Origin of the sequence: Aeromonas sp. TW 6 (assembly GCF_013168745.1) — a bacterium.
In the GTDB taxonomy this organism is placed as follows: domain Bacteria; phylum Pseudomonadota; class Gammaproteobacteria; order Enterobacterales; family Aeromonadaceae; genus Aeromonas; species Aeromonas caviae.
This window is the reverse complement of record NZ_JABERS010000001.1, coordinates 36,261-52,509: the sequence shown is the minus strand read 5'-3', so window position 1 is coordinate 52,509 and position 16,249 is coordinate 36,261. Positions and strand designations below refer to the sequence as shown.

At 63.0% G+C, this 16,249-nt stretch carries 18 protein-coding genes; 12 read left to right on the top strand and 6 right to left on the bottom strand.

Going from position 1 to position 16,249, the window contains the following annotated elements; genetic code table 11:
* Positions 1 to 170: 170 nt before the first annotated feature.
* Together clpB and HKD46_RS00255 are read left to right on the top strand one after the other, a co-directional pair.
* The gene (gene clpB / locus HKD46_RS00260) at positions 171 to 2,744 is read left to right on the top strand and encodes an ATP-dependent chaperone ClpB (protein WP_041211934.1); all 2,574 of its coding nucleotides are present in this window, start codon (positions 171 to 173) and stop codon (positions 2,742 to 2,744) included.
* Between the two features lie 60 nt (positions 2,745 to 2,804).
* The gene (locus HKD46_RS00255; RefSeq protein WP_043153935.1) at positions 2,805 to 3,629 is read left to right on the top strand and encodes an MBL fold metallo-hydrolase; all 825 of its coding nucleotides are present in this window, start codon (positions 2,805 to 2,807) and stop codon (positions 3,627 to 3,629) included.
* A 227-nt stretch (positions 3,630 to 3,856) separates the two neighbouring features.
* Here HKD46_RS00255 and asnA read toward each other — a convergent pair whose 3' ends face one another.
* Positions 3,857 to 4,849, bottom strand: a complete 993-nt coding sequence (gene asnA / locus HKD46_RS00250; RefSeq protein WP_043153933.1) for an aspartate--ammonia ligase — start codon at positions 4,847 to 4,849, stop codon at positions 3,857 to 3,859.
* A gap of 154 nt (positions 4,850 to 5,003) precedes the next feature.
* Between asnA and asnC the strand changes: the two genes are divergently transcribed.
* Complete coding sequence (gene asnC, locus HKD46_RS00245; RefSeq protein WP_041214272.1) at positions 5,004 to 5,465, top strand: transcriptional regulator AsnC; 462 nt, start codon at positions 5,004 to 5,006, stop codon at positions 5,463 to 5,465.
* A gap of 101 nt (positions 5,466 to 5,566) precedes the next feature.
* On the opposite strand, the gene HKD46_RS00240 is transcribed toward asnC, so the two are convergent.
* Both HKD46_RS00240 and HKD46_RS00235 read right to left on the bottom strand, forming a co-directional pair.
* Entirely contained in the window at positions 5,567 to 6,331 is a 765-nt protein-coding gene (locus tag HKD46_RS00240; protein WP_043153932.1) for an ABC transporter substrate-binding protein, read from the bottom strand.
* 249 nt (positions 6,332 to 6,580) lie between these two features.
* Positions 6,581 to 6,985: a CBS domain-containing protein gene (locus HKD46_RS00235; protein ID WP_043153930.1), complete on the bottom strand. Its 405-nt coding sequence runs from the start codon at positions 6,983 to 6,985 to the stop codon at positions 6,581 to 6,583.
* A gap of 159 nt (positions 6,986 to 7,144) precedes the next feature.
* On the opposite strand from HKD46_RS00235, the gene HKD46_RS00230 reads away from it, so the two are divergent.
* On the top strand, positions 7,145 to 7,849 hold the full coding sequence (locus tag HKD46_RS00230; RefSeq protein ID WP_039039618.1) for an SDR family oxidoreductase: 705 nt from the start codon (positions 7,145 to 7,147) through the stop codon (positions 7,847 to 7,849).
* A gap of 58 nt (positions 7,850 to 7,907) precedes the next feature.
* On the opposite strand, the gene folK is transcribed toward HKD46_RS00230, so the two are convergent.
* Positions 7,908 to 8,453, bottom strand: coding sequence for a 2-amino-4-hydroxy-6-hydroxymethyldihydropteridine diphosphokinase (folK, locus tag HKD46_RS00225; RefSeq protein WP_053288038.1), 546 nt, complete (start codon positions 8,451 to 8,453; stop codon positions 7,908 to 7,910).
* A gap of 125 nt (positions 8,454 to 8,578) precedes the next feature.
* On the opposite strand from folK, the gene HKD46_RS00220 reads away from it, so the two are divergent.
* The 4 genes from HKD46_RS00220 (at position 8,579) to HKD46_RS00205 (ending at position 12,136) form a co-directional block, all read left to right on the top strand.
* Positions 8,579 to 8,671: a YnhF family membrane protein gene (locus HKD46_RS00220; RefSeq protein WP_010675981.1), complete on the top strand. Its 93-nt coding sequence runs from the start codon at positions 8,579 to 8,581 to the stop codon at positions 8,669 to 8,671.
* Between the two features lie 102 nt (positions 8,672 to 8,773).
* The gene (locus tag HKD46_RS00215) at positions 8,774 to 10,186 is read left to right on the top strand and encodes a sensor histidine kinase KdpD (RefSeq protein WP_045522797.1); all 1,413 of its coding nucleotides are present in this window, start codon (positions 8,774 to 8,776) and stop codon (positions 10,184 to 10,186) included.
* Positions 10,187 to 10,291: 105 nt separating this feature from the next.
* Entirely contained in the window at positions 10,292 to 10,801 is a 510-nt protein-coding gene (locus HKD46_RS00210) for a hypothetical protein (RefSeq protein WP_039039694.1), read from the top strand.
* 54 nt (positions 10,802 to 10,855) lie between these two features.
* Positions 10,856 to 12,136 carry a sigma 54-interacting transcriptional regulator gene (locus tag HKD46_RS00205; RefSeq protein WP_010675978.1) on the top strand — a complete coding sequence of 427 codons (1,281 nt, stop codon included), beginning with the start codon at positions 10,856 to 10,858 and terminating at the stop codon, positions 12,134 to 12,136.
* Positions 12,137 to 12,235: 99 nt separating this feature from the next.
* Here HKD46_RS00205 and HKD46_RS00200 read toward each other — a convergent pair whose 3' ends face one another.
* The gene (locus HKD46_RS00200; protein WP_039039614.1) at positions 12,236 to 12,709 is read right to left on the bottom strand and encodes a DUF1097 domain-containing protein; all 474 of its coding nucleotides are present in this window, start codon (positions 12,707 to 12,709) and stop codon (positions 12,236 to 12,238) included.
* Between the two features lie 371 nt (positions 12,710 to 13,080).
* Here HKD46_RS00200 and msrP point away from each other — a divergent pair, with 371 nt between their 5' ends.
* Positions 13,081 to 14,091, top strand: a complete 1,011-nt coding sequence (gene msrP / locus HKD46_RS00195; protein WP_104452138.1) for a protein-methionine-sulfoxide reductase catalytic subunit MsrP — start codon at positions 13,081 to 13,083, stop codon at positions 14,089 to 14,091.
* A 91-nt stretch (positions 14,092 to 14,182) separates the two neighbouring features.
* Positions 14,183 to 14,836, top strand: coding sequence for a protein-methionine-sulfoxide reductase heme-binding subunit MsrQ (gene msrQ, locus HKD46_RS00190; RefSeq protein ID WP_171864728.1), 654 nt, complete (start codon positions 14,183 to 14,185; stop codon positions 14,834 to 14,836).
* Positions 14,837 to 14,846: 10 nt separating this feature from the next.
* On the opposite strand, the gene HKD46_RS00185 is transcribed toward msrQ, so the two are convergent.
* Positions 14,847 to 15,095: a PepSY domain-containing protein gene (locus HKD46_RS00185; RefSeq protein ID WP_010675973.1), complete on the bottom strand. Its 249-nt coding sequence runs from the start codon at positions 15,093 to 15,095 to the stop codon at positions 14,847 to 14,849.
* Positions 15,096 to 15,158: 63 nt separating this feature from the next.
* Between HKD46_RS00185 and HKD46_RS00180 the strand changes: the two genes are divergently transcribed.
* Positions 15,159 to 15,491: a PepSY domain-containing protein gene (locus HKD46_RS00180; protein ID WP_041211926.1), complete on the top strand. Its 333-nt coding sequence runs from the start codon at positions 15,159 to 15,161 to the stop codon at positions 15,489 to 15,491.
* 87 nt (positions 15,492 to 15,578) lie between these two features.
* A complete protein-coding gene (locus HKD46_RS00175; protein WP_005332666.1) occupies positions 15,579 to 16,235 on the top strand; it encodes a response regulator transcription factor in 657 nt (218 codons plus the stop codon).
* Positions 16,236 to 16,249: the final 14 nt, after the last annotated feature.

The following is a 16,249-nucleotide window of genomic DNA, read 5'->3' as shown; positions in this document are numbered from 1 at the left end:
AGCAGGCTCAGGGTGCAGGCTGCCATTGCGAGGTCGTTTTCCCTCGGTCACCGCTATTGAGGAAAAAATAAACAGCCACCCCTTGAAATTGCCCTTCAAGACCACATCTTCCTTGTCAGAAAGCGATGTTGTTGCCGCGCATGCGGCGTCTGTCTTGAAGGGGGAGTGCAATGCGCCTCGATCGCCTGACCAGCAAATTCCAGATTGCCATTTCCGATGCCCAGTCTCTTGCACTGGGTCGTGACCACCAATTCATCGAACCCGTCCATCTGATGAGCGCCTTGCTCAATCAGGACGGCGGATCCATTCGCCCGCTGCTCACCCTGACCGGGCTCGACATCAATACCCTGCGCTCGCGCCTCGGCGAGGAGCTGGATCGCCTGCCCCGCGTCAGCGGGGTGGAAGGGGACGTACAGCTCTCCAACGGCCTCGGCCGCCTGCTCAACGTCTGCGACAAGCTGGCCCAGCAGCGCAAGGATCAGTTCATCTCGTCCGAGCTGTTCGTGCTGGCGGCCCTGGACGAGAAGGGGACGCTGGGCGAGCTGCTGCGTGCCCAGGGGCTGACCAAGGAAAAACTCGAGGCAGCCATCGACAAGGTCCGTGGCGGCAAGAAGGTGGAGGATGCCAACGCCGAGGAGAATCGCCAGGCGCTGGAGAAGTACACCATCGATCTCACCGAGCGGGCAGAACTCGGCAAGCTCGACCCGGTGATCGGCCGGGATGACGAAATTCGCCGCACCATCCAGGTGCTGCAACGCCGCACCAAGAACAACCCGGTGCTGATCGGTGCCCCCGGCGTCGGCAAGACCGCCATCGTCGAGGGGCTGGCCCAGCGCATCATCAATGGCGAAGTGCCGGAAGGGCTCAAGAACAAGCGGGTGCTGTCGCTCGACATGGGGGCCCTGGTGGCCGGTGCCAAGTATCGCGGCGAGTTCGAGGAGCGGCTCAAAGCGGTTCTGAACGATCTGGCCAAGGAGGAGGGCAGCGTCATCCTCTTCGTGGACGAACTGCACACCATGGTCGGCGCCGGCAAGGGCGAGGGTGCCATGGATGCGGGCAACATGCTCAAGCCCGCCCTGGCCCGCGGCGAGCTGCACTGCGTCGGGGCCACCACCCTCGATGAGTACAGGCAGTACGTGGAGAAGGATGCCGCGCTGGAGCGCCGTTTCCAGAAGGTGCTGGTGGAGGAGCCCTCGGTGGAGGACACCATCGCCATCCTGCGTGGCCTGAAGGAGCGCTACGAGCTGCACCACCATGTGCAGATCACCGACCCCGCCATCGTCGCGGCGGCCCAGCTCTCCCACCGCTACATCGCGGATCGCCAGCTGCCTGACAAGGCCATCGACCTCATCGACGAGGCGGCGGCCAGCATCCGGCTCCAGATCGACTCCAAGCCGGAATCCCTGGACCGGCTCGAGCGGCGCATCATCCAGCTCAAGCTGGAGCAGCAGGCGCTGATGAAGGAGGACGATGACGCCAGCCGCAAGCGCCTCGATCTGCTCAATCAGGAGCTGACGGAAAAAGAGCGGGAATACAACGAGCTGGAAGAGGTGTGGAAGGCCGAGAAGGCTGCCCTCGCCGGGACTCAGCACATCAAGGCGGCGCTGGAGCAGGCCCGTCAGGATCTCGAGGTGGCGCGCCGCGCAGGGGACTTGGGCCGCATGTCCGAGTTGCAGTACGGCCGCATCCCCGAGCTGGAGAAACAGCTGGATCTCGCCACCCAGGCCGAGATGCAGGAGACCAGCCTGCTGCGCAACCGGGTCACCGACGTGGAGATCGCCGACGTCCTGGCCCGCTGGACCGGCATTCCGGTGGCCCGCATGCTGGAAGGGGAACGGGAGAAGTTGCTGCGGATGGAGGATCAGCTGCACAGCCGGGTGATCGGCCAGGAAGAGGCGGTGGACGCCGTCTCCAACGCCATTCGCCGCTCTCGTGCCGGGCTGTCCGACCCGAACCGCCCCATCGGCTCCTTCCTCTTCCTCGGCCCCACCGGGGTGGGCAAGACCGAGCTGTGTAAGGCGCTGGCGGAGTTCCTGTTCGATACCCAGGACGCCATGGTGCGGATCGACATGTCCGAGTTCATGGAGAAACACAGCGTGGCCCGTTTGGTGGGGGCGCCTCCGGGATACGTGGGTTACGAGGAAGGGGGGTATCTCACCGAGGCGGTGCGCCGTCGCCCCTACTCGGTGATCCTGCTGGACGAGGTGGAGAAGGCGCATCCCGATGTCTTCAACATCCTGTTGCAGGTGCTGGACGATGGCCGCCTGACCGACGGTCAGGGGCGTACCGTCGATTTTCGCAACACGGTCGTCATCATGACCTCCAACCTCGGGTCTGATCTCATCCAGGAGCACCACTCCGAGAAGGATTACGACGAGATGAAGACCATGCTGATGGAGGTGCTGACCCGCAGCTTCCGGCCGGAGTTCATCAACCGGATCGACGAGACCGTGGTGTTCCACCCGCTCGGAGAGGAGCACATCAAGTCCATCGCCCGCATCCAGCTCAAGAGCCTGATGAGCCGTCTGGAGTCCCAGGGCTTCGAGGTGGAGGTGAGCGAGGAGCTGCTGACCAAGCTGGTCCACGCCGGGTTCGATCCCGTCTACGGGGCGCGCCCCCTCAAGCGGGCGATCCAGCAGAAGGTGGAGAACCCGCTGGCCCAGGCCCTGCTCAGCGGTCGGGTCATCCCGGGCAAGACACTGCGGCTGGGGGCCGACAGCAACGGCCTCACCATGACCCAGTAATGGGATTGTCGATGAAAAACGCAGGCCTCGTGCCTGCGTTTTGTTTTCTGAGGGATTGAGATGCTGAAGTTTTCCGTGCTGGTGGATGACGACGTTCATCTGCCTGGCTGTCTGCCCGAGCGAGGGTTGGCGCTGCTGCTGGAGTGTGACGGCCTCAGGGTGCTGTTCGACAGCGGCCGTGGCCGGGCGTTGTGCCACAACGCCGCCGTGATGGGGATCGATCTCGCCTCTCTCACCCATGTGGTGCTCTCTCACGGTCATTATGACCATGTGGGCGGGGTCGGCTCGCTGCCCGCCTATCCAAGACCCATCCCGCTCATCGCCTGTCCGGACGTGTTCTGCGAGCGGGGCTACTTCCTGTCGCTGCCCTTCTGGCGGCGCAACCTCTATCGCCTGTCGGGGGCGCTGGCTCGGGAGTCGCTGCCGGCCAGAGGCTTGCTTCCCCACTGCTCGTCCGAGCCGGTGTGGCTCTCGGATCGTCTGGTGTTCCTCGGCAGCATTGTGCGGCGCGACCGGGCTGCGCCTTCGCTGCTCGGCTACATAGTGCGGGGTGGGCGGGTGGAGAAAGACCTCATCAGCGACGACTCGGCGCTGGCCTACAAGAGCGAGCAGGGGCTCATCGTCTTTATCGGCTGCGGTCACGCCGGGGTCGAGAACATCATCGAGTGGGCCAAGGAGGTGTGTGGCGACGAGCGGATCCACGCCGTCATCGGCGGCCTGCACCTGAAGTTTTCCGGCCCAGAGCGGGCGGTGGCGCTCGGAGCCTATCTGCAGGAAGAGGCGGTGGAGCGGTTGTTTGCCTGCCACTGCACCGGCAGCAGAAAGGCGGGGTTGCCGCGCCAGCACCAGATCGGGGCGGGTTTTGAGCACAGTTTTTCGGCGTAAAAAAACGGCAATCCGAAGATTGCCGGGAGGAATGTATTCGATGCGATCTGACGTGGGTTGAGCGGATCGCAGGGGCAAGCCCCAGGGTCGGCAGGCACAGTCAGCGACCATGCCCGCCTTACAGTCAGTCGGGATACGCTCTCCACCCCGGCTGACCAGCTTCGCTATCGCGTCTGTCCCGCGCCGTGTTGCCGCGATAGGAGGACAGATGCAATCAAATCAATTCGTTACAGCATGCCTGGGATGGCAGCCTTCATTTCAGATGGCCAGACGCCGACCTGGACCTGACCGATGTGCTCTTTTTGCAGCAGCAGCATGGCCAGACGGGATTGGCCGATGCCGCCGCCGATGGTTTGCGGCATCCGTGCTGCCAGCAGATCCTGATGCCAGTCGTACTGCAGGCGATCCTCGTCCCCGGTGATGGCGAGCTGGCGGCGCAGGGCCTCTGCGTCCACCCGGATCCCCATGGAGGAGATCTCGAAGCTGTCTTCCAGCACCGGGTTCCACACCAGGATGTCACCGTTCAGACCCGCCAGCCCCAGCTCGCTCTCGCTGCTCCAGTCGTCGTAGTCCGGGGCACGGACGTCGTGGCGTTCGCCGTGGGAGAGGGCGCCACCGATACCGATGAGGAAGACCGCTCCCAGCTCTTTGGCGATGGCGCGCTCGCGTCCCTTGGCATCGAGGTCCGGGTAGCGGGTCAGCAGCTCTTCACTGTGCAGGAACTGGATATCCGCCGGCAGGAAGGGGGTCAGGTCGTGTTCGGCACAGACCGCGCGCTCGGTGGCCTTGATGGCGGTCCAGATGCCGCGCACCGTCTCCTGCAGATAGGCCAGATCCCGGCGCTCGCCCGGCATCACCTTCTCCCAGTCCCACTGGTCGACGTAGACGGAGTGAATGGGGCTGAGACGATCCTCGTCCGGACGCAGTGCCTTCATGTGGGTGTAGATGCCTTCACCCGGGCCGAAACCGAAGCGACCCAGAGTCTGGCGCTTCCACTTGGCCAGGGAGTGGACCACTTCATAGCTGTGCTCCGGCAGGGTTTTCACCTTGACCTGCACTGCATGCTCGCAGCCGGAGAGGTTGTCCTGGGTGCCGTCACCGACCCGGCTCAGAATGGGGGCTTGTACCTCCATCAGGCCGAGTTGCAGTGCGAGTTGGCGGGAGAACATCTCTTTGACGAAGCTGATCTGCTGTTGGCTGCGGATATAGTGCTGTTTCATGCTGAATTACCTGTCGTGAATCCGTTGAATGCGGTGATTCTTCAACAGAATGCCAACTAAATTCAATATTCGATAATTGAAATAGGATTTGTGTGTTTTTTTCTTCAAAATAAGCCATCAATTAATGATGAATCATTAAAAGGAGCGCAAAAAAGTGTCAGAAAATTATCGGATCGATAATCTCGATCAGGCCATCCTCTCCGCCCTGATGGAGAATGCGCGCCTGCCTTACGCCGAACTGGCCAAACAACTGCTGGTGAGCCCGGGCACCATCCACGTGCGGGTAGAGAAGATGAAGCAGGCGGGCATCATCGAGGGAACGCGGGTGCAGGTGAACCCCAAGAAGCTGGGCTACGACGTCTGCTGCTTCATCGGGATCAACCTCAAGAGCGCCAAGGATTACCCGTCGGCCCTGGCCAAACTGCAGGCGCTGGACGAGGTGGTGGAGGCCTACTACACCACCGGCCACTACAGCATCTTCATGAAGGTGATGACCCGCTCCATCGACGAGTTGCAGACGGTGCTGATCCACAAGATCCAGACCATCGACGAGATCCAGTCCACCGAGACGCTGATTTCGCTGCAAAACCCGATCCTGCGGGATGTGAAGCCTTGAGTCGGGTGGTCTGAGGGGGGCGTAGAGACCCCTCTCCCGTGATAGACCCTGTCCGCGCTGCAGAATTCGACCCTGTGGGAGATGACACCCTGACTGGTGGGTCAGGGTTCGATATAGGGGATGCCGTATTTGTCGTAGAGGGCCTTGAGCCGGCCGTCCCGCTTCATGTGCAGCAATTCGGCATCATAGGCGGCCATCAGGGCCGGGGTGTCGGCATCGGCCCGGGAACGGGTCCAGGCATTGAAGTAGGGGCTGGTCTTGAGGGGTTTTGGCAGGTAGTCGAGCTTGCCTTCCAGTCCCTCCTCTCTTATCTGGGTGAAGGCGGTGACCAGGGACATGGGCACCACGTCGATACGACCGGCAATGAGTTTTCGCAGTTGCAGCTGGTTGATGGGGATCTCCTGGAAGTGATAGCTCGGGTCTGTCATGGCTGCCGCGAGCTCGGGGGTATAGGAGAAATCCCGGGTGACACCGATACGCCAGGGTTTGAGATCCGTCAGATGGTCATAGTGGATCAGGCCTGCGGACTCCTTGCGTATGAAGAAGTGCCAGCTATGGAGCATATGGGCCTGTTTGGGGTAGAGCAGATAGGCCTCCCGCTCCGGTTTGTAGGAGTGGGCCAGCAGCAGATCATAGAAGCCGCTTTCGGCATTGCGGGTGAGCCTGGCTCCCGAATCGATGAGCTCAATCCTGATGGGGGTATGGAGCGTGCCGAAGATGGCGGTGACGAGATCCACATCCAGCCCGCGAGGGTGTCCTTGTGCATCCAGCCACTTGAGAGGGGGCTCCTGGATGCCACCAATGACCAACTCCCTAGCTGACAGCCAGCAGGGCAGCAGAAAGCAGAATACGAGCAAGCGTCGCATGTTACATTTCCTGAGCATTGGGGACGGGGTCGCATCCGGCAGGGACTGTGACCGATACCTATCTAACTAGAGACGACCACGGATGGCAAACCCTGAAATGGGGAGGGGACAAACGAACGGTGCCGGTGGGAGGAGGGCGGCGCTGCCTCGACAGGCCGCCCCGTGGCAGAGTCGGGCGGGGTGGACCAGCCACTCGCCGGCTGTGGACGGGAGGGTGGCCGGCATGAAACGTGTGCGAGGTTGCCTGCCTCAGGTTGCCTGACACTGTTTCATCTGGGTGTTGAGGGCCTGCATCACCTGACGACGGCTGATGATGCCTGTCACCTTGCCTCCCTCCATCACTGGATAGACCTTGGGTCTGGCCCCGGCCATCTGGCGGGCGAGATCCACGATGTTGTCATCAGGAGAGACGAACAGCGGGGTCCGGCTCATCAGATCTTCGACCAGAGTACGGGTGTCGCAGTGATAGCTGCCCGTGAGCAGGGCGGGAATGCAATCCTGCTCGGAGAGAAATCCGACGAGGTGCTGATGGTCATCCAGTACCGGCAGGCCCCCCAGGTTTGCCCGATGGAGTCTGTCCAGCGCCTCGGCCAGACCGAGGCTGGGGTGCAGTGAGTGGGTCAATGGCTGCATATGATCGCGAATTTGTAGCATGATGGTGGCTCCATGGGGGTCGATGGGGCCACTATGCCCGGTGGCCGTGACAGGGGGCCAATGGGTTTTGCCTCGGACATCGATAGGTCATGGCCGATGAATGGGCCCTCCGTGCGATCCTGCATGGATCGGGGAGGGCGACAACCACAAGGAGAGTGTATGCGTGCATTGGTAACGGGCTGTGGCCGTCGCCTGGGATTCTATCTGTGCGAGCAGCTGGTGGCCGCTGGCTGGCAGGTGACGGGCAGCTATCGCAGCGAACGGCCCGAGCTGGATCGTCTGCGAGACGTGGGCGTCGAGCTGGTACAGGCGGACTTCACCCGGGAAGAGGAGGTGGGCGCCGTGGTGACGGCGCTGGCGGCCCATGAGGATCTTGCCCTGATCATCCACAATGCCTCCGCCTTCGAGCCCCAGGCGGCGGATCCTGCGGTGCAGCTGGCCCAGTTTGATCAGTTCTACCGGGTACACATGGCGGCTCCCTTCCAGCTCAACCGGGCGCTGGCCCCTGCCCTTGCCCGCCAGCCCAACGGGGGCATCATCCACATCACCGATATCTACATCCATGCTCCGGCGCCCCAGTTTGCCGCCTACGTGGCCACCAAGGCGGGAGCCCATTCCCTGGCCATGAGCTTTGCCCGCGAACTGGCGCCTGCCGTGCGGGTCAACACCATAGAGCCTGGCCCCATCCTGTTTCTCGACGAGCACGGGGATGACTGGCGCCAGCAGGTGCTGGCGAAGACGCCGCTGGCGCGGGAAGGGGGTCTGGAGCCCATCTGGCAGGCGGTACAGATGCTGATGAAGAACGACTACATGACCGGGGCCAGCATCCGGGTGGACGGGGGGCGCGCCCTCGCCGTCATCTAGGGCAAGGCGGGCCGCCATGACATGAGGCGCCTTTGGGCGCCTCATGTGTGTGAACGACTCAAGGGTGCCGGATGGCGGCGTGCCGGGAAGGGGGGCCGGGGTGGCCGTTGCCGGGAAGCAGGGCCTCGTCTTGCTGGCAGAGATGGATGGGGGCCTGGCCGATGCGCTGCTTCGCAAACACCTTGCTGCCCGGCAGGCCGAGGGTCACCTTGCCGGAGTCCACACTGCCGCCCTGATACATCTCCGCCAGCAGATCCCCCAGGTAGGCATCCACCCCGGCCTCGGCGAAGTCATCCCGTTCGCCGCAGGCCAGTATGTCGATGTCCAGTGGCCTGTCCGCCACCTTGCACAGGGGGTTGCTGCGATCCCGGCCATGGGCCAGCTCCATGGTGACAAACTCGGCCTTGAGCTGGACGGGGGAGAGGTCGCTCTGGACGGCGAACAGGCAGTTGAGGAAGTCGTGGCGCGAATGCATGCCCACGGGTTTGGTCTGGATGACGGAACTCAGGTGAAGGCGACCAAAGCGGGCCAGCAATTCGGCGACGACCTGACTGACGTGCAGGGCGGGGTCGAGATTGGATCCAATGCTACAGAGGTAAAACATGCTTTCCATTCCTTGGGTTGGGCTCGTCTGAAATATATACGCAGCTCACGGTTATGGGATTCACTATGAATTAACATGTCGTTATCTGTTGTGATCCAACGCTGATTGGCAGAAAGGAGGTTTGCATGAGCGTAGAAATGAAATGGGCACTGTTGGCCGCGTCAGGGGCCCTTGCCATGATCATTGTCATCTGTGTGGCGTCCGTCGGCCTGGCGTGAATCCGGCCTCGGTGAGCAATCAAACCGGCTTTATGGCCGGTTTTGCTTTTTGGGGCAGTGCGGATATGCTGGCTCCCCCATGACGAATCGAGACCGCAGAAGATGACCAAGGTTCGGCCCCGCTCCCTGCTCCAGGTAGTACTGATGGGCTTCGTGCTGGTGCTGATGCCCCTGGGGGGCATGATCTGGCACGACAGTCAGGCTCTCTCCCACCTGGGCCAGCTCACCAGCGACGAGATGGAACGTGCGGTGCGGGACACTCGCCGGGCGACGCTGCTCTCCACTCAGGCCATCGATCTGGAGCGCACCCTGCGCCGCTATGCGGTCCTGGGTGATGACCGCATCCTGGCCAGCTATCGGCAGCAGCTGGTGCGCTACCGGGAACTGCTCGCGACCCATCAGGACTCCATTCCGGATGCCGAGGTCTACGGAGATCTCGAGGCGACGCTGGTCTGGCTCGATGGCCTGCAGGATCTGCGCAAGGCCAGGCAGGAGGCGACCAGCCCCCGTTTCACCGACTTCAACGAACTGAACCAGCAACTGGAAGTGGTCACCCGCAGCCAGGTGGATGATCACGTGACCCGCATGCGGGGCGCCATCGTGGAGCTGAAACAGCAGATCTGGTGGGTCAGCGGCTTCGTGGTCGGGCTCAGCCTGCTGCTGGTGTTGCTCTTTACCTACCTCATCATCCACCCGGTACGTCAGATTGAGTCGCGGATCCTGAGTCTGGGCGCAGGCGTCGAGCCGGATCAGCGCCCGGTGGATGGCCCGGCCGAACTGGTGCTGCTGGGGGAGCGGATCAGCTGGCTGCACGACAAGCTCAAGGAGCTGGAACAGCAGAAATACCAGTTCCTGCGCCACGTATCCCACGAGCTGAAAACCCCCCTTGCCGTGCTGCGGGAGGGGGCTGATCTGCTCTCGGAGCAGCTGGTGGGGCCCCTCAACGGGGATCAGCAGGAGATCTGCCAGATGCTGGAGGAGAACAGCCGCCGTCTGCAGACCCTGATCGAGCGGCTGCTCGACTTCAATCGCCTCAGCCAGCAGGAGGTGTTCACCCTGTCCGAGGTGCCCCTGGCGCCCTTGTTGTCAGACTTGTCCGAAGAGTACCGGCTCGCGCTGGAATCCAAGCAAATCAGTGTACACTTGCCGCCCGAGCCCATCAGCCTGCGGGCAGAGCCCTACCGCCTGCGACTCATCCTCGACAATCTCTTTTCCAACGCAGTTAGCTATGGCGCCAGGGGCGGACAGATCTGGATCCGCGCCGGGGCGGGAGCGGGCGGCGGCTGGCTGGAGGTGGCCAACGAAGGGCCTGTCATCCCGCCAGACGAGCGGGAGCGCATCTTCGAGCCCTTTGAACAGGGCAGCATAGTGCGTCAGGGATTGCTGAAAGGCTCCGGCATGGGCCTCTCCATTGCCCGGGAGTCTGCCATGAGTCTGGGCGGCGAGCTCAGGCTGATCGAGGATGCCCAGGCGGATGTCTGTTTCCGGCTGGATTTGAACGTGCGCCCGAGCTGACGGGCGTGGCGGCGACCCCGCAGGTGCGGGTGGCGCCTTGACACCGAATATTGAGAGGAGCGGGCAGGTGCCTGCTCCCCACCAGGATCTGAAGTGACATTCAAGATGAAACGATTTGTGATTCCCGTATTGATGATAGGCCTGCTCGCTGGCTGTTCCCTGCTGCCTTCTACCAGCCTCACCGAGCCTTCCCAGGAGGCGATCGCCAGGCGGATGGAGTTTGCCAACAAGGAGATGCAGGTGCGCCTGCAATACTCGGACTGGCTGCTGGCCAGTCATCCCCAGCAGCGGATGCAGGAGCGCCAGCGACTGGCCGGCGCCACCGACCTCGAGAGCCGGGTCAGCCTGGCCATGGTCAACACCCACCCGTCCGAATCGGTGGCCAGCCGCCGGGCCGGGCTGGATCAGCTGAAGGCTCTGTTGCCGGAGCTTGGTCTCGATGCCCAGGCCTTCCTGCGCAGCTGGATCGCCCTCGGGGAGGAGCTGCTGGTGCGAGACAGCCGCCGCGACGATCAGAGTCAGGAGGTGAAGCGTCTACGCCAGCAGATAGAGCAGCTCTCCGCCATCGACGAGCAGCTCAACCAGCGTAAGCTCAATGGGGGAGGTCAGCCATGACAGCTCCGGACCGCGCCGCAATGACCGCGTTTTTCGCCAAGAGGGGGTGAGAGCATGAGCCGTATTCTGCTGGTGGACGATGATGCCAGCCTGCTCAAGCTGATGAGCATGCGCCTGCGCAGCCAGGGTTACGAGGTGGATACCGCCGACAGCGCCGAAGGAGCGCTGGACAGGCTGCGCCAGCAACGGGCCGACCTGGTGCTGAGCGATCTGCGCATGGGGGGCATGGACGGGCTGGCGCTGTTCGAGCGGATCCAGTCCCAGTGGCTCGGCATGCCGGTGATCATCATGACCGCCCACGGCACCATTCCCGACGCCATCCAGGCGACCCGCTCCGGGGTGTTCAGCTTCCTCACCAAGCCCATCGACAAGGACGAGCTGCTGGTCACCATAGAACATGCTCTCAGCCTGACCCGTCCGAAGCAGCAGCAGGAGTGGCAGTCCCTCATCCAGACCCGCAACCCGCAGATGGAGCAGTTGCTGATCCAGGCGAGCAGCATCGCCACCATGGACGTGCCCGTGCTGATCCTGGGCCCCTCCGGCGCCGGCAAGGGGGTGATGACCCAGGCGCTGCACCAGGCCAGCCACCGCCGCGACAAGCCGCTGCATACCATCAACTGTGCGGCTCTGCCCTGGCCCGCGCTGGACTTGCAGCTGTTTGGCGAGGATGGCCAGTCCGGCCTGTTTGCCGAGGCCAAAGGCGGCACCCTCTTCCTCGACGAGATAGGGGATCTGTCGGAGTCACTCCAGGCCAAGTTGCTCCAGGTGCTGGCGGAGTATGGTCAGGGTACCCCCGAGGTGCGGGTCATCAGCTCCAGCCATCAGGATCTGGTGACCGCCATGGAAGAGGGGCGTTTTCGCGAGGATCTCTTCTACCGCCTCAACGTGGCCAACATCACTCTGCCGCCTCTGAGCGCCCGCAGCGAGGACATCCCCCTGCTGGCCCGTCAGGCGCTGGACGATTACCGCAACCGTCACCCCGATTGCGCCGCCCTCGGCTTCTCGCCGGAGGCGCTGGCCCTGCTGGCCGCCGCGGCCTGGCCGGGCAACGTGCGCCAGCTCTGCGGGGTGGTGGAGCAGCTCGCGAGCCTCTGCTGCAGCCCGGTGATAGGCGCGGCCATGGTGGAGTCGGCCCTGAGTGGCGGCGGTGGCGGCATTCCCTCGTTCAACGAGGCGCGGGCCGAGTTTGAAAAGGAGTACCTGATCCGGCTGCTGCGCACCACGGAAGGCAATGTGACCCTGGCGGCCAACATGGCGGGGAGAAACCGCACCGACTTCTACAAGCTGCTGAATCGGCACGGCATCGAGGCGGCCAACTTCAAGTCGAAGGGATAGAAGGGATACATGACAGAGGGGCGGCCCGTCGATGACGGGCCGCCCCTCTGGTTTCCGACCGAATCGGTTACCTTGTCAGGCTCAGGCTCAGGCTCAGGCTCAGGCCGGGTCGCTGACGCCGTCGGTAGAGAGAGTCTTCTGGGAGAGCCAGAGGCCGCTCGCCTTCATCAGATAGCCAAACAGGGCGCCGATGATGAGGGAGGGCAGAATGAGCCGCCACTCGCCTGCGGCGCCGAAGGTGGCACAGCAACCGGCGAAGGTGCCGGGAATGTAGGCGAGCCACTGCTGCCTGGCCTGCACGCACATCAGGGTGGCCACCACCCCTGTCATCAGATAACCCGCCATGCCGGCCCCCCACCAGGTCTCCCCGTGGATCAGCAGGAGTGCCCACAGCATGCCGGTGGTGTTGCACAGCAAGGTCTGTAACAGCGCCTTGTAACCGCCACTCGAGGCGAAGTAGCTGGTGCAGCCGAGGAAGCCGACCCAGGAGATGAGACCGAGTGCGGCGGCCAGTCCACCCCAGACGGCGGAGAGGATCCCGGTCGTGATGGCGATGGCGAACAGTGGGCTCATGGCGTGACTCTCAGTGGTTGAATCCGGAAAAGGAGGCAGCCTACTCCGCGGTGGAGCGGCAGCAAGCGGGGGCCGGATTGTGTGTGATTCCGGTCACTCTTTGCAACTCTGGAATACGCTTGCGCTCGCGAAAAAAATTCATTGGAGGCGCCGCAGACCTTGTTCCATAGTTAGAGGCCCTGTCCTGCTCATGGAGTGAGTCTGATGGTGCCAAACGTGATCGTTCCTCTGCTGGTGTTCGTAGTGCTCTTCCTGGCCGGTACCATGGCCAAGGCACTGCCCCTTTACCAACTCATGTAATTCTGTGTGAAATAAAACTCGGCCGGGGCGGGTCTTATGGTTGTCAACCTCATCGTCCCGGGAGTTTTTTCATGTTGATCAAGCGCCGTACTTCTCATCACCCCACCGAACAGGATGTCACGCCGGAAACCGTCTATCAGGATCGTCGCCGCATTCTGAAAGGGCTGGGCCTGGGCGTCGGTGCCGCCACCCTGGCGTTTCCGGTGAAGGCCAGCCTGCTGGATCTCTTCGCATCGGACAAGCCGGCCACCGTGGCCCCCACCAGACCCCTCGACATCCGTGCCGCGACCCGACCAGAGGGATTGATCCTCACCCCGGAGGAGAAGGCCACCACCCACAACAATTTCTACGAGCTGGGGACCGACAAGGGGGACCCGGCCCGCAACGGCCATTACCTCAGGCCCGAGCCCTGGACCCTGAAGGTGGAAGGGGAGGTGGCCAAACCCTTCACCCTGGATGTGTGGGATCTCATCAACAAGAGCACGCTGGAGGAGCGCATCTATCGGCTGCGCTGCGTGGAGGCCTGGTCCATGGTATTGCCCTGGAGCGGCATTGCGCTGGCGGATCTGATCCGCCGTGCCGAGCCCACCAGTCGCGCCAAGTTCGTGGCCTTCGAGACGCTCTATGATCCGGAACAGTTGCCGGGGCAGGCCTCCCGTGCCCTGGGGGGCGGCATCGATTATCCCTATGTGGAGGGCTTGCGCCTCGACGAGGCCATGCACCCCCTCTCCTTCCTCGCCATGGGGCTCTATGGCAAGACCCTGCCCGCCCAGAACGGGGCTCCCATCCGGCTGGTGGTGCCCTGGAAGTACGGCTTCAAGAGCATCAAGAGCATCGTCTCCATCCGCCTGGTGGAGGAGATGCCCCCCACCACCTGGAACCTGCTGGCCCCCAACGAATATGGCTTCTACGCCAACGTCAACCCGAACGTGGATCACCCGCGCTGGAGCCAGGCGAGCGAGCGTTTCATCGGCGAGGGGGGCATCTTCGGGGCCAAGCGCCAGCCGACCCTGATGTTCAATGGCTACGGCGACGAGGTGGCGTCCCTCTATCAGGGGATGGATCTGCGTAAATGGTATTGAGACTGACGCGCTGTCCGACTGATCTCTTGCCTCCTTTTCCCCTGGTGGGAGAGGGGATGAGAAGTGGGAAAAACATGACGGGAGCTGCAATATGATGCCGAGACTGAAAACAGCCCATGTCAACGGCTTGCGGGCGCTGGTGCACTTTGGTTCGATCGGCTTTTTGCTCTGGCTGGGCTATGCCGTGCCAGCCGGGCTGCTGGGGGGGGATCCGGTCCAGGGGCTGACCCATTACCTTGGCAAGGGGGCCCTCCACCTGCTGTTGCTGACCCTGCTGGTGTCGCCGCTCGCCAAGCGCTGGCGCCAGGGGCAGCTCATCAAGTTGCGCCGCCCCCTCGGGCTCTGGTGCGCCGCCTGGGCGTCCCTGCACTTCATGGTCTGGCTGGGGCTGGATCTGCAGTTCGACTGGGGGCTGATTGGCGGCGAGCTGGTGAAGCGCAGCTACATAGTGGTGGGCATGGTGGCGCTGCTGCTGTTGCTGGCGCTCGGCATCACCTCGATCCCGGCCCTGTTGCGGCGCATGGGGCCTGCCTGGCAGAAGCTGCACAACTGGATCTACGGGGTGGCTCTACTGGTGCCGGTACACTACTGGTGGTCGGTCAAGAGCGGGTGGCAGGAGCCCCTCATCTATCTGGTGCTGGCCTGCGCCCTGCTGTGGCCACGGCGAGAGAAGCTGCTGCGCCCCTGGCGTAGGCGAGCGCAAGTAGCCGGGAAGGGGGCGGCGCAACAGCCGTCACGCCCATAGCAAAAGAGGCCTATTCGGCCTCTTTTTTGGTGATCTCGCCGGTGTTGGCATCGACCTGCAACTGGACGCGCTGATCGTCGGCATTCAGGGTATCGACCTCGAATTTGTCCCCTTCCAGCTCCACTTCCCGAATGTCGTGATACCCTTGTGCCAGCAACAACTTGACCAGTCCGGCCATGTCGAGACGTGTCTGCGCCGCCCAGCCAAAGGTGGAAAAGAGGCACAAGATCAGCAGGATACTGCGTGGGATCATATTCATTCCGGATTCATGGCTGGCACACTATAAACGGCATTATGTTAGGTTTTGAGAGATGAATCACCCATGAATAGCGCGCTGCCCCTGCTTGGATTGCTGCTGCCGATGCTGGTTCAGGCGGCCCAGCCGAACGAGGCCTTGCTGCAACAGGCGGTCAGCGAGGGGCGGGTCCGTCCTTTTCATGAGCTGATGGCGGTGGCCTCCCGCCTGCCGGTGCGGGTGCTGCGGGTCGATCTGGGTGAGGAGGATGGCGTCTGGCTCTACGAGCTCAGGCTCATCGACGAGGAGAACAGCGTCATCAAGGTGGGCTACCGGGCTGACAACCTGGAGATGGTGTGGCTCAAGGGCCACCATCTGGAACGCCTGTTCGCTCCGCGCCCGCCCCCGGAAGAGGAGTAACGGCGTGAGTCCGCGAACGTACCGCCATCCGATTCGTCCCCCCAACCGTTGCCGGTGCCGGCACAACCCTGTTTTGGATACCCATGTATGCGCATTCTGATAGTTGAAGATGAAAAGATCCTCGCGGGCCAGCTGGCGGAACAGCTGCGTCTGTCCGGTTTCGTCACCGATCTCTGCCACGATGGCAACGAGGCGGGCTTTCTCGGCGAGACCGAACCCTATGACGCCATCATCCTGGATCTCGGCCTGCCCGGTCGCGACGGCCTGAGCGTACTGAAGGAGTGGCGCAGCAAGGGGATGGACACCCCGGTGCTGGTGCTGACCGCCCGTGGCCAGTTGCACGAGAAGATTGAAGGGCTCAACGCCGGGGCTGACGACTACCTCACCAAGCCCTTCCAGGTGGCGGAGCTGGTGGCGAGGGTGCAGGCGCTGGTGCGCCGGGCGGCGGGGAACGCCAGCTCCATCCTCGAGATCGGTGGCGTGCGTCTCGACATGGCGGCGTCCCAGGTGTGGTACGAAGGGACCCCCATCAAGCTCACCGCCCACGAGTTCCGGGTGCTGGGCTACCTGATGCAGCACAGGGGCAAGGTGGTGTCGCGCAGCGAGCTGATCGACCACATCTATGCCCAGGATTTCGATCGCGACTCCAACACCGTGGAGGTGTTCATCGGCCGCATCCGCAAGAAGACCCACGCCGATCTCATCGAGACGGTGCGCGGCCTCGGCTACCGGATCAACGAATGACACCCTCGCAACCG